The sequence below is a fragment of the Staphylococcus hyicus genome, from assembly GCF_000816085.1.
Classification (GTDB): Bacteria; Bacillota; Bacilli; order Staphylococcales; family Staphylococcaceae; genus Staphylococcus; species Staphylococcus hyicus.
In genome coordinates this window covers 133927-146795 of sequence record NZ_CP008747.1, presented here as the reverse complement: position 1 = coordinate 146795, position 12869 = coordinate 133927, and the positions used below count along the sequence as shown (strand labels likewise).

The 12869-nt window shown below is 30.6% G+C and carries 14 protein-coding genes and 1 pseudogene; 1 reads left to right on the top strand and 14 read right to left on the bottom strand.

From position 1 onward, the window contains the following. Positions 1–25: 25 nt before the first annotated feature. The 14 genes from SHYC_RS00600 to SHYC_RS00530 form a co-directional block, all read right to left on the bottom strand. Positions 26–1705: a coiled-coil domain-containing protein gene (locus SHYC_RS00600; RefSeq protein ID WP_052257760.1), complete on the bottom strand. Its 1680-nt coding sequence runs from the start codon at positions 1703–1705 to the stop codon at positions 26–28. Between the two features lie 290 nt (positions 1706–1995). Beyond that, positions 1996–2181, bottom strand: coding sequence for a hypothetical protein (locus tag SHYC_RS00595; protein WP_039643570.1), 186 nt, complete (start codon positions 2179–2181; stop codon positions 1996–1998). Position 2182: 1 nt separating this feature from the next. Continuing rightward, positions 2183–2932, bottom strand: coding sequence for a tandem-type lipoprotein (locus SHYC_RS00590; RefSeq protein ID WP_039643568.1), 750 nt, complete (start codon positions 2930–2932; stop codon positions 2183–2185). Positions 2933–3412: 480 nt separating this feature from the next. Next, positions 3413–4156, bottom strand: coding sequence for a tandem-type lipoprotein (locus SHYC_RS00580; protein WP_039647429.1), 744 nt, complete (start codon positions 4154–4156; stop codon positions 3413–3415). 89 nt (positions 4157–4245) lie between these two features. Next, positions 4246–5034, bottom strand: a complete 789-nt coding sequence (locus tag SHYC_RS00575; protein WP_039647428.1) for a tandem-type lipoprotein — start codon at positions 5032–5034, stop codon at positions 4246–4248. 83 nt (positions 5035–5117) lie between these two features. Then, positions 5118–6041, bottom strand: coding sequence for a tandem-type lipoprotein (locus SHYC_RS00570; RefSeq protein WP_257214149.1), 924 nt, complete (start codon positions 6039–6041; stop codon positions 5118–5120). Continuing rightward, positions 6038–6847, bottom strand: a complete 810-nt coding sequence (locus tag SHYC_RS00565; RefSeq protein ID WP_269459136.1) for a tandem-type lipoprotein — start codon at positions 6845–6847, stop codon at positions 6038–6040. The genes SHYC_RS00570 and SHYC_RS00565 overlap by 4 nt, the downstream gene beginning before the upstream one ends. Positions 6848–6918: 71 nt before the next feature. After that, entirely contained in the window at positions 6919–7656 is a 738-nt protein-coding gene (locus SHYC_RS00560; protein WP_257214150.1) for a tandem-type lipoprotein, read from the bottom strand. A 204-nt stretch (positions 7657–7860) separates the two neighbouring features. Further along, positions 7861–8148: a hypothetical protein gene (locus SHYC_RS00555; protein ID WP_039643564.1), complete on the bottom strand. Its 288-nt coding sequence runs from the start codon at positions 8146–8148 to the stop codon at positions 7861–7863. Positions 8149–8154: 6 nt separating this feature from the next. Then, positions 8155–8481 (bottom strand): hypothetical protein, encoded by a 327-nt coding sequence (locus tag SHYC_RS00550; RefSeq protein ID WP_039643562.1) that lies wholly within the window; start codon positions 8479–8481, stop codon positions 8155–8157. Then, positions 8478–9938 (bottom strand): hypothetical protein, encoded by a 1461-nt coding sequence (locus tag SHYC_RS00545; protein WP_039643560.1) that lies wholly within the window; start codon positions 9936–9938, stop codon positions 8478–8480. The genes SHYC_RS00550 and SHYC_RS00545 overlap by 4 nt, the downstream gene beginning before the upstream one ends. After that, positions 9938–10711, bottom strand: coding sequence for a tandem-type lipoprotein (locus tag SHYC_RS00540; RefSeq protein WP_039643558.1), 774 nt, complete (start codon positions 10709–10711; stop codon positions 9938–9940). Before SHYC_RS00540 ends, SHYC_RS00545 begins: the two co-directional genes overlap by 1 nt. A gap of 371 nt (positions 10712–11082) precedes the next feature. Then, the gene (locus SHYC_RS00535; protein ID WP_039643556.1) at positions 11083–11499 is read right to left on the bottom strand and encodes a cytidine deaminase; all 417 of its coding nucleotides are present in this window, start codon (positions 11497–11499) and stop codon (positions 11083–11085) included. Positions 11500–11511: 12 nt separating this feature from the next. Beyond that, positions 11512–12090 (bottom strand): helix-turn-helix domain-containing protein, encoded by a 579-nt coding sequence (locus SHYC_RS00530; RefSeq protein WP_039643554.1) that lies wholly within the window; start codon positions 12088–12090, stop codon positions 11512–11514. 643 nt (positions 12091–12733) lie between these two features. Between SHYC_RS00530 and SHYC_RS12600 the strand changes: the two are divergent. After that, positions 12734–12811, top strand: a pseudogene (locus SHYC_RS12600) (YSIRK-type signal peptide-containing protein); the annotation flags it as partial. Between the last annotated feature and the right edge of the window lie 58 nt (positions 12812–12869).

Sequence of the window (12869 nt, the reverse complement as noted above, 5' to 3'; positions counted from 1 at the left end):
TTAAAAAGACTCCAGAAGCACCGCATTACGCTCTGGAGTCTTTATTCTTTTTAGATTTACGGCGGTGAGTAATCCAAATGATAAAACCACCTATAATGACGAGCACTATCCCTAATGGCAATAGCGTTTGTTTCGCCACTTGACCCGCAGCAGGTAAATCAAAATTACCTTCATGGTCAAACAAACCACTTAAAAAGTCGTCTGAGGGCTCAATGAGTGACAATGCACGACCTTGTTTGGGATTCGGAATGTCAGGAATACGGTCTAAAATACTTTTACCGCTCAACGCACGGTCAAATAAACCAAAGGGATTTAACAGGTGAGACTGCCCTCCGCGTAAATGGTCATTTAAAACGCCATCCATGCCTTTTAAAAATCCTATCATTTTATCGATTTGTACTTTTATGCGGTCAAGGTCATTTTTCGCTTTAATGATATCATTAAGACGTCCATCCGCATCAGACTTTAATTGTTTTAACAGCGCTGTACGAGAATCTGTCTTATCCGCAATACGTTGTGCAAGCGCACGTGCTGTGTCGTCATTAAACTGTGACCCGAGTATCGTTTCAAGGGCTTGACGTTTATCATGCGCTTGATCTAACACATTTTCTAAAATGTCATCGCCTGTCATGTGTGGTCCGTAGCGTTGTTTTAAACGATTTACAATTTGCGCGCTATTCGGATGTCCTTTTAAAATGTCAGACGCTATTTTAGTCGCTTCGATTGAATCGTAACGTGTAGAAAGCAACGCCTCAAGCAACTCTTGACGTCCTGACGTATGGTCAAACATCGCCCGTAATACATCATCACTAGAACGTGCCGATAAGCGATCAAACTCACTGACCAACTGGTTTGCGATTTGCGCATCCGTCTTCCCTTTCATTTGAACACGTTTTAAAATCGCGTCCGCTTCTTTGTCATTAAACGTTTGTCTGATTAAAGACGTCACCGCTTGTGATTTATGGTCGGTTGACTTCAATCGCTTGAGCACGAGATCATTTTGCGTATTTAATTGATGTTTTATCGCATCAATTTCTTTTGACAATAACGCTTTACGCTCCTCTGATAAATTCGATTGTTGCGCAAGTTTTGCCTCAAAAGCTTGTAAAGTCTCTTCCTTCGTTGAGACATAATTATCAAGTGCTGCGGTCCTATTCGGTAATGCTAACAATTGTTGAATATCTGTTTTAATATCACTGCTTTTAGGATCTTTTTGATTCAATTCATCTAGCAAATGACGTGCAGATGTCGTAGTATCGAGGTTCACATCATTTAGTTTACCCCCCTCAACTTTATTACCTGAGTGATTGAGTTCTGCAAAAAAACGGTCCATATTGTTGTTCAATTGTTCACGTATCACACGTGCCTCTTCTAATTGACGGGTATTTTGCGTCGAAGTTGACTTAACCTCATTTAATAAACGATCAATCGCATCAATACTTTTCGCCTGACTCAACTCTGATGTCAATTGCGATTTTTGTTGATCGGTTAACGTGCGCCACTGCTTCACTTCAGCTTGACGTTGTCGAATATATGTTTCCAGAGATGGTTGTTGATTCACATGTGTAACATTTTGTGCATTCACATTGGGAGAAATATGATTACCCATCAAGCCCGTTGAGATAACCAATACAGCACTGGACACTTTAAAAGAACGGTTTAACAAGTTACGACTATGCCAATGTTTGTTTCTCACCTTTTTCATAAACTTCACCTTTCTAATTTGACTCATTCACATTATAGACGGAAATGACAATAAATCATAGAGAAAGAATTTGAGAAATTTAATAAAAGGTAGATGAAAGAGGGATGCCTTGTGTTATACCAGGCATTAGGTTTATATTGGACAATCAACGCAGGATTTCTCATCATACAAATCGTGTTAACGCATCGTTACTATCTAAAAAATTCTACAAATGAGTCTCTTGATATAAACTAGATGATTCATAAAGTTAAACAGTAATTGGATAGAAAGAGGTCATAAAATCGCATCAATTATTCAAGATTAGTAGGGAAGTGCTTTGAATCTTTAATTTTATTTATTTTGTTTTTTATTTTATTTGTATTTAATTTGTTATAATTTGCATTTTCAATCTCATAGCTAATAAGAGAAATTGCACTTGTTTCTTCAGTTTTGCCTTTTATATTAGACGATGTAATTTTATATTCATATTCACTCATTTTAATCCCTGCTTGGTTGTAAGTTTACTAAATCATTAAAATAAATTTTTCTATTTTTTCTAGCTTCAAATTGTATTTTAAGTTGCTGATACCCTATAGAAGATCCCTTGAATTCACCTATACCTTTGAGTAACAGTTTTGGTGCGTGTTTAGAAGGTATGTCATAACGCTTCCTCAATTGTTTAACATTATAATCATCATTTGATAATTGATATTCTGCTGAATAACTCGGCACATTTGGGTTATAATCAAAATCACCTTGGCCGTAGGAATTTAAATCTTTAAAATTTGCATATTGTACAAAAAATCTAAAATCTTCTATCTCTTTTAGTACCTTCTTATCTTTTATCGGTTCTTTTGGGGTAATATGATTGTTCACCATTTTAACAGGATATTTCTTCTCACTTTTATTATTTCCTGTAGTTCTAATGATATATTCTCCCTCCGACGTTCTTGTGTTTCTATTAATACGTAGTAGTATTCCTTTGAATGTTAAATCTTCATCTCCACTAGTTTGTATTGCCATTAGGGAATATAAATACCATGTCCCTTTATCATTCTTATCAAACCCCTCATCCCTAAAGCCCTCTTTGTCGTAGAAGTCTTCTAAGTTTTTAATAGGATACATACTAAGCTTTTCTTCAAAGCTCTCTTTAATTTCGTTCTTTTTACTCATTAAACCACATCCTCCCATCATTATTGTAATTACTACTAAAGTAATACATAGACTTATTTTTTTTATATGTATCATAGTTACCCCCGTGTCTTACGTTGTGTCGTTGAACCTTTTATACTAAAGTATTTCTTTGTATACATTTATTTAATTTTTAGATGCGGTCGAATATTCTGATGTTTCTTATTAAACTAAAATATTCATTACACTCTAATAATACTAAAAATTGATTGTGCAATCCATATATTTTTTCATTAATTTTAAGCTTTATAAGTACTTATTTATAAAGGCATTTCATGTTTTAATTTTTCTTGTTTAACTTCTTCATCCATTTCTATACACCAAAAATCCCTCTCAATCATCGTTTATTGAAAGGGATTTTACATACTTTGGGTTTATGTTTGATTGTCATACTATCAATGTATATTGATGTCTTTACCTTATGTATGATAATTTGCATTTTCAATCTCATAGCTAATAGAGATATTGCACTTGTTTCTTCAGTTACTGATTTTATATTATTAGATTTTATTCTATATTCTTCTTTAAGCATCACTTTTAATCCTTACTTGGTTGAAAATTTACAAAATCATTAAAAAAAATATTTCTATTTTTACTTTCTTCAAACTGAATTTCAAGATCCTGATATCCGATAGATGATCCTTTGAATTCACCTGTACCTTTTAGTAATAGTTTTGGTGCGTGTTTAGATGGGATGTCATAACGCTTCCTCAATTGTTTTACATTATAATCATCATTTGATAATTGATATTCTGCTGAATAGCTCGGTACATTCGGATTATAATCAAAATGACCTTGGCCATATGAATTTAAATCTTTAAAATTCGCATATTGTACAAAGAATCTAAAGTTTTCTATTTCTTTTTCAACTTTTTTATTTTCTATAGATTCTGCAGGAATAATTTTATTATTTACCATTTTCACCGGATATTTTTCCTCTTTATGTCTACTATTCCTAAAGCGGCTAATAAAATATTCTCCTTCTGCTTGCCTTGTATTTCTATTAATACGTAATACCATTCCTTTAGATATTAAATCTTCATCTCCATTAGTTTGTATTGCCATTTCAGAATTTAATACCCAAGTCCCTTTATCATTCTTATCAAATTCCCCATCTCTAAAGCCTTCTTTATCATAGAAGTCTTCCAAGTTTTTAATTGGATACATACTAAGCTTTTCTTCAAAGCTCTCTTTAATCTCGTTTTTATTACTCATAAGACCACAACTTGAACTAAAAATCATTATTATGATTAAACTCATACCTAGGTATATTTTTTTCATAACCCCTCTGACATTCACATAGGATTCATAAAATGATTCAACTTTATTGATTATTTTAGTAATACTAATTTTATATTTCTGTTTAGACATTAATTCACATCCTCACTGGGTTTAAAATCAGTTAAATCAGTATAGAATATACTCGATTCTTCATTCTCTTCAAACTCAACTTGAACCCTCTTATATCCAACCGTTGAACTTTCAATTTTACCTTTCCCATCTAATATCAATTTAGGAGCCTTATTCGTTGGAATGTCATATCGCTTCCTCAATTGTTTTACATTATAATCATTATTTGATAATTGATATTCAGCTGAATAACTTGGCACATTGGGATTATAATCAAAATGACCTTGGCCATATGAATTTAGATCATTAAAATTCGCATATTGTACAAAGAATCTAAAGTCTTCTATCTCCTTTTTGATATTTTCATCTTTAATATCTTCTTTAGGTACAATTTTATTATTTATCAAAACTACCGGATATTTTTCTTCATTACTCTCTAAATTACCTTTATTATTCTTTCTAACTTTTGCAATAATATATTCTCCCGAAGACTGTCTACTATTCCTATTTATATGTAACACCATGGCTTTTCTAATTAATGCATCACCTTTATTTCGTTGTATAGACATTCCCGAATATAAGACCCAGGTCCCTTTGTCATTCTTATTGAATTCTCCATCTCGAAAACCTTCCATATCATAGAAGTCTTCCAGATTTTTAATCTGATACATTTCTAATGATTTATTGAAGCTTTGTTTAATCTTTTTTTCGGAACGTGTTTCTTCACTATTTTCATTATCTATAAAGCCACAACTTGAAAGAGCCACTATTAATAAAATCAAAACCATACTTAAAGATATTTTCTTCATAACGACGTTTCCATAAAATTTATTAAACTTTTTACTTTTATCGGCCATTTTAGTAATGATAATTTCACACTTCTGTTTAGACATTAATCCCCATCCTCACTAGGCTTTAAATCAATACTATCTGCGAAATGAATTCTTCTTCCATTCTTATCTTCAAAATTTATCTCTAGATTTTTATATCCTATAGAAGATCTCTTAAATTCTCCAACACCCTTTAAAATCAATTTAGGTGCTTTATCTGTTGGAATATCATACCTTTTTCTCAATTGTTTTACGTTATAATCATCATTCGTTAATTGATATTCTGCAGAATAACTTGGTACATTCGGATTGTAGTCAAAATCACCTGAACTATATAAATCTAAATCTTTAAAATTCGCATATTGCACAAAAAATCTAAAATCTTCTATTTCCCTTCTAATTTTTTCATCTTCAATAGGTTTTTTAGGGATTATTTTATTATTTGTTAATGTAACTGGATAGTTCTTTTCTCTATCTCTAATTACACCTTTTTTATCTTCATATTTGTTTATAACAAAATATTCTCCTTCAGACTTCCTAGTGTTTCTGTTTATAGTCAATAACATGCCTTTAATTGTATAATTATCATAATGATTACGTTTAATGGCCATTGATGAATACAAATTCCATGTCCCTTTATCATTCTTTTTAAATTCAGCATCTCTAAGGCCTTCTTTATCATAGAAATCTTCTAAATTTTTAATAGGGTACATTTCTAATGATTTATTAAAACTTTGTTTAATCTTTTTTTCAGAACGTGTTTCTTCACTATTTTCATTATCTATAAACCCACAACTTGAGCTAACTATCATTATAATAATTAACATAATGCTTAAAAATAGCTTCTTGAAGGTGCGTACTGAGTGGTATTTCTCATATTGACAAGATAAACTTGTCACTTTATTTTCATCTTTACAAAAATTTTTCATTGGCACGGATTTATCATTTATTTTATTAGCACTGAGTTTGAATTCTTCTTTTCTCATTTATATACATTCCTACTAGATTTATAACTAACAGTATCTGTAAAGTAGATACTCTTTTCTTTATTTTTCTCAAATTCAATTTCAAGCCTTTTATATCCTAATGAAGACTCTTTGAACTCACCTATCCCCTTTAATATCATTTTTGGCGCCTTATCTGTCGGAATATTATATCGTTTCCTCAATTGTTTTACATTATAATCATCATTTGATAATTGATATTCAGCGGAATAACTCGGCACATTGGGATTACAATCCAAATTACCTTGGCCATATGAATTGAGATCTTTAAAATTCGCATATTGGATAAAAAATCTAAAATCGCCTATTTCTTTTCTGATTTCTTCATCTTTTATAGGTTTTGAAGGAACAATTTTATTGTTTTCTAATCTAATAGGATAATTTGTTTCATTTTTTTCTACTTCTCCTTTTTCATTTTCTTTATATGTTTCAGTGTAATACTCTCCGTCAGCTAGTTTTGTATTTCTATTTATACGTAAGACCATACCTTTGACCTTAAGCGCATCATCTTTTGATTCTCTTATAGCCATTTTTGATTTTATTATCCATGTCCCTTTATCATTCTTATCAAATTCCGAATCTCTAAAGCCTTCCTTATCATAAAAGTCTGCTAAGTTTTTAATAGGGTACATACTAAGCTTTTCTTCAAAACTCTCTTTAATCTTGTTTTTATTACTCATGAGACCACAACTTGAACTTATAATTACTATTGTAATCAAAATTATACTTAACGATATTTTCTTCATAATACAATTTCCATTTAAAGGTATTATATTTTTTAATTTCATGAATTTAAAAATATTAGTTGTTACATTAGAACTATCCGCTTTTATTTCGGAGTCATCTTTACACATTTTCATCACTCTCTACTTGGTTGATAGTCTACCGTATCACCGTAATAAATAGCTTCATCCTCATTTTGCTCAAATACTATTTCTAAATTTTTATAACCTATAGATGATCCTTTGAATTCTCCAACACCCTTTAAAATCAATTTAGGTGCTCTATCTGACGGAATATCATACTGATTTCTCAATTGTTTTACATTTTCATCCTCATTCGATAATTGATATTCTGCAGAATAACTTAGCACATTCGGATTGTAATCAAAATGACCTTGGCCATATGAATTTAGATCTTTAAAATTCGCATATTGTACAAAAAATTTAAAATTCTCTATTTCATCTAATATTTTTTTATCTTTAATAACTTTGGTTGGAACAATTTTATTATTAACCATTTTAACCGGATAGCTTTCTTCATAGTTATCTTTATAAGACTCTTCACCTATATAACTTATAAAATATTTTCCCTCAGATGTTCTCGTGTTTCTGTTGATATTCAATACCATCCCTTTAACTATGAGCTTGTCATCTGTTTTACGTTTAATTACCATTCTCGAATTTAAGAGCCACGTCCCTTTATCATTCTTATCAAATTCCCCATCTCTAAAGCCTTCTTTATCATAGAAGTCTTCTAAATTTTTAATGGGATACATACTAAGCTTTTCTTCAAAGCTCTCTTTAATTTCGTTTTTCTTACTCCCAAATACGCAAGCCGTTAATGTAATCATGACAATTATCAAGATTAAATATATATAACTTTTGTATGTATTTCAAAGTTTCACCACGCAATTCTAAAGGCCGTCGATTTCAAATTGATTGCCTTCTTTTTAATAGAAAAGACCTTTTAAAGACAGTGCTTTAAAAGTTCCTTAGTATGGATAAAAATTTATATTGTCACAGTTATTCCTTCTTTACTTATCCGAATATTCAAAACACTTTAATTAAATTAATACTAGTTATTCAGCGATACTTTTCAAATTGGTGTTTATTTGACTTAATTCTTCCATTGCACTTTTCGTCCAATCCCCTTTAGCAACACCATCAAATTCTTTATTAAATGCTGAACAGTGAGAATTAATAATATCAATTAAATTAGATTCTTGATCTTCTAACGTTTTTTTTATTTCTGTATGTCTTTTATTGTGTTCTGGTGAAATGATGTAAGTAATTTTCATTTTTTGAAATTCTTTTTTTAGCCCATTAACAATATCTACATCAATTATTATTTCTCCTGATAGGTTCACTAATCATCACCTTCTTATCAAATTGTCAGAATGTCTTAAATATGCTTTTTTAAGTTTATCTTGATACTCTAGGATTTCTCTTTCAGTACGTCTCACATAACTATCTACCTCAGAGTCGAATTCTTCCATTAAATTTAACATTTTTTTGTTAGATTCTTCGCTATAATTCATTTTTTGCTTTAAATATAAAAATGCGTCATAACTACGTTCATTTTCCATTCTCAACTGATGTTTAAAATCATGGAGTTCTTCAAATTTTTTAGCTATCTGCTTTTTTTCATACTCATAAGCATCTTCCAACGTTTTTATGTCATTAATATCTTTAAATATCATAGTAATCCACCTATTTGATTTGCTAACATTTGATCATTATTAATAATTTCATCAATACTATCTTCAACTTTAGTAATAAATTCACGATACTGTGTAGCAGTTGCATTTAATTTCTTTAACTTCTCAGAAATCTTTTCGAAAGGAATCGTTACCAATTTATCTTCATAGACACCTCCTTCGTATAAAGCATCCATAATTTCTTGAGAAGAAAGGTTACTACCCATAGTCTCTCCTGATTCTAAGGCATCTTCCCAATTATTTTTAAAGGTGTCTTTAATCTCCTCATACATTTTATTCAATTGCTCGATATCACTTGTAAGTTGTTGACTTAACCCCTTAACTATCACTAATGCAGTAACATATTCTAACAATTTTTGTTGTGACGAGGATAATGCGCCACCCCCATTTTGCATAACCATTGCATTTTTGATGTCGTTGATTTCATTTAATTTACTTTTAGTGTAATTGTTATTCTTTTTAAAAGATTTTTTCATCTCATTTTTAAATTCATTTGGCTTATTTAAACTATTTGTGATAATCATTTGTTCATATTTACTTAAAAATCCGCCCATAGAATGATTTTTACCATTAGGTATTATAATTCGTTTTCCTGGTAAAACATGTGTGAACTGATTAACAACCCCATTTAATTCATCTTCATCAGAAATAAAATGAGTAATCTTCCCATCATAATTATTTATCATGTTTTCTATGTTATCGTCTCTAGCGGCTTCAGTTAATGTTAATAATGGTACTAGTATTCTTATACTTTTAACATTAATAGGAGCAGTATTGTATGTAATGATGTTATCTATATCATTACTCATTCCCAAAATCATTGCATCTCTTCCACCCAATGAATGCCCGGTAATAGTATCTATATCATGCTCTTTTTTTAAGTCTTTAATAAAATTTTGAGTGCTCATAAAATGAAGGTCAGTATCTGAAACACTATGTGTAGAGATATTAATATCCGCACCGATATCTTGTATGGTACCTAAAGTATCAATATAGTTTTGACGCTTCGATTTGAGATAAGTTAAATAATCATCAGGATTTTTTTTAATTAAAGATATCGCATTTAGTGATTCTTTAAAACCCCAAAGTCCAGCACTTACTGGATTTGTAAAATTGATTAAATCATCATGAGTTGCTTTAGCCTCTTCCATGTGCACATTTGTTCCTGCCATTCCAACAATTACTTTTCCAGTATCGGTATTTTCAAATGCTGCAACAGTAGTACCTGTAATTGGGTCCGTATGACTATCCACATATTCAAGGTTTTTAGGGAAATCTTTATTGACTTTAAGTTGATCTATTTGTCCATAAATTTCATGTTTATTTAACCCTTTATAATTGGCGTTTTCAATTTCATAACTAATTAAAGAGACTGCAGTTGATTCTTCAGTATTATATTTTATTTTATTAGCGCTAATTTTGTATTCTTGTTTAGACATTATTCTTCTACCCTACTTGGCTTATAACTTACTGTATCACTAAAGTTGGTGCTTTTTTCTTCATTTTGTTCGAATTCCATTTTAAGGTTCTTATAACCAACTGAAGATCCTTTAAACTCACCTACTCCTGTTAATATCAATTTAGGAGCTTTATTCGTTGATATGTTATATCGCTTCCTTAATTGTTTTACATTATAATCATTATTTGATAATTGATATTCTGCTGAATAACTCGGCACATTCGGGTTGTAGTCAAAATTACCTTGGCCATATGAATTTAAATCTTTGAAATTCGCATATTGTACAAAAAATCTAAAATCTTCTATTTCTTTTCTGATTTTTTCATCATTTATTGGTTTTAAAGGCACTATCTTATTGTTTTCTAATTTAACAGGATAATTTTTCTCTTGTTTATAAATTCTACCCTTACTATCCTCCTTAATTGTTTTGTAATAATATTGACCTTTAGATATTTTCGTATTTCGATTAATATCTAGTACCATGCCTTTGACATTTAAATCACCATCTTTACTTTCTCTTACAGCGATACTCGAGTTTAATATCCATGTCCCTTTATCATTCTTATCAAATTCCCCATCTCTGAAGCCTTCTTTATCATAAAAGTCTTCTAAGTTTTTAATTGGATACATACTAAGCTTTTCTTCAAAGCTCTCTTTAATTTCGTTTTTTTTACTCATTAAACCACATCCTCCCATCATTATTGTAAGTACTACTAAACCAATGCATAGACTTAATTTTTTTATATGTATCATAGTTACCCCCGTGTCATAAGTTTGTGTAATTGAACCTTTATACTAAAGCATTTCTTTGAATACATTTATTTAATTTTTAAATGTGGTCGAATATTCTGATGTTTCTTATTAAAATAAAATATTCATTACACTCTAATAATACTAAAAATTGATTGTGTAATCCATGTATTTTTTCATTACTTTTAAGCTTTATAACTTCTTATTTATAAACGTATTTCATGTTTTAAATTTACTTGTTTTACTTCTTTATCTATTTCTATAAAACTAAAAATCCCTCTCAATCATTATTTATTGAAAGGGATTTAACATATTTTGTAGTTAAGTTTCATTGTAAATCTACTTTAAGGCTTTCTTGATAGTTTCTGTTTACGTTAACTGTAATCAATCAAATCATCATATGCTTCGCTCCAATGATAGGGTTGAAGTGTTTTTAGTGGTTTGTATATTAATTTACTGTCTGGATTTGTCACCGCAACTTTGACATCGTCTCCCCAATAACGGAGACGTTCTTGACAAATACCACACGGGGTTAAAATTTTAAAATCACTATGTTCATCACCTCTTACTACGCAAATGCTATGCGTAATGACGTCCTCATTTTTATGCGCTTCTAAAATCGCACCTGTTTCTATACATAGCGCTGTGCCAGCATTTATAATCTCAGGCGCTACTGAAATATAAATTTGACCTTGTTTAGAATACATTGCAGCTGCACCACCCCAGCCTGTAGGGTACCTGTGTTGAATAAACTTCACAGCTTCTTCATATAATTGCTTTTCAATAGTCATATAAATGCTCCTTTAAAAAGGTAATTTGTTAAATAACCAAATACTTATAAATGTAATGAGTAAAAACACTCCCACGACACATGTCACAATAAAAACTGTTTCTAACCCATTTTTATACTTGTGTTTTTCTATTGATTTTGTTTTCTTACCATTTTCCATATAATCGACGATTTCTTTATACGTTTTAACATCATGTTTCTTCTTAATTTTATCTACTTTTATTGCACTATACATGGAAATTAACCAAATTACAAAAGGACCCAAAAATCCAAACCATCCTTCACTATACTTGAGTGCTGCCGCAAAGGAAACTGCGGTTAAAAACATACTTATCAGCATGATATTGCCATAACGATCCATATTTGATCTATCAATGTTATGTTTCATTTCTTCTACATCTCCTCTAACAAGTTGATCTAAGGAAATGTTGAACACTTCAGATAGGTAAATTAAATTTTGTAAATCCGGATAACTTCTTTCGTTCTCCCAATTCGAGATGGTTTGCGTCGATACATAAATCCTCTCAGCTAAGTCACTTTGAGATAACTGCATCGCTGTTCGATATGCTTTAATATGATGACCTACTTCCATGTTCAATCGCTCCTTGAATTCAATCTAACTTATCCATGACAGTCATACCATCAACACTTTTTATAAAACAAGAAAACAGCACTATAAAAGTCTTTATAGCTTCTCATTTCCCAGGAAATAATACTTGTATTAGACATCGATTCATCTCATCACCTCATTGTGGATTGATTCAACATGAACGGCTGTGTATCAACCGTGATTTATATATCATGAAAGTATGGTGTAGTGTTCCATGACCAACTCGCGCTAAACGTGTTTTATATCCCGTGAGTGATAGATCACTACTTCCTATTTAAGGGACAACGTTTTTATTTCTCAGCGCGTGTGAACTTGAATCATTTATAGTGCAAATGACTCATTTTTTCTATTATCACATATTAATTCCTTTAAAAAAACGCCGTATAAACGCATATTTTTACTTAAAGACATTTTTAAAATATCTTTAAAAAATAAAAATTTTGAATCTATTGAATTCCCTAAATATTCTGCTATACTGATTTATGCGTTACTCGTCTTTTTTAAAACAGAAATAAAATATCATATCAAATAGCCGTGCGATTCATATTGTACACATTTTGACCATATTTATACATTATTCGAGTAACTATTAAAATATACTATTGTAAACAAATGGGGGAATTACATGAAGAAATACGATTTTCTTCCGAATAGACAAAATCGGTACGCAGTTCGAAAATTCACTGTAGGTACTGCTTCTATTCTATTGGGGACATTTTTATTAATGGGATCGAATGAAGAGGCAAAAGCGGCTGAAAGTA

Bases quoted from the DNA above. Each gene is read 5' to 3' on its own strand.
- SHYC_RS00530 (WP_039643554.1), bottom strand. From the start codon at position 12,090: ATGGAAGTAGGTCATCATATTAAAGCATATCGAACAGCGATGCAGTTA.
- SHYC_RS00550 (WP_039643562.1), bottom strand. From the start codon at position 8,481: ATGATATTTAAAGATATTAATGACATAAAAACGTTGGAAGATGCTTAT.
- SHYC_RS00545 (WP_039643560.1), bottom strand. From the start codon at position 9,938: ATGTCTAAACAAGAATACAAAATTAGCGCTAATAAAATAAAATATAAT.
- SHYC_RS00570 (WP_257214149.1), bottom strand. From the start codon at position 6,041: ATGAGAAAAGAAGAATTCAAACTCAGTGCTAATAAAATAAATGATAAA.
- SHYC_RS00540 (WP_039643558.1), bottom strand. From the start codon at position 10,711: ATGATACATATAAAAAAATTAAGTCTATGCATTGGTTTAGTAGTACTT.
- SHYC_RS00580 (WP_039647429.1), bottom strand. From the start codon at position 4,156: ATGAAAAAAATATACCTAGGTATGAGTTTAATCATAATAATGATTTTT.
- SHYC_RS00600 (WP_052257760.1), bottom strand. From the start codon at position 1,705: ATGAAAAAGGTGAGAAACAAACATTGGCATAGTCGTAACTTGTTAAAC.
- SHYC_RS00575 (WP_039647428.1), bottom strand. From the start codon at position 5,034: ATGAAGAAAATATCTTTAAGTATGGTTTTGATTTTATTAATAGTGGCT.
- SHYC_RS00590 (WP_039643568.1), bottom strand. From the start codon at position 2,932: ATGATACATATAAAAAAAATAAGTCTATGTATTACTTTAGTAGTAATT.
- SHYC_RS00565 (WP_269459136.1), bottom strand. From the start codon at position 6,847: ATGAAATTAAAAAATATAATACCTTTAAATGGAAATTGTATTATGAAG.
- SHYC_RS00595 (WP_039643570.1), bottom strand. From the start codon at position 2,181: ATGAGTGAATATGAATATAAAATTACATCGTCTAATATAAAAGGCAAA.
- SHYC_RS00535 (WP_039643556.1), bottom strand. From the start codon at position 11,499: ATGACTATTGAAAAGCAATTATATGAAGAAGCTGTGAAGTTTATTCAA.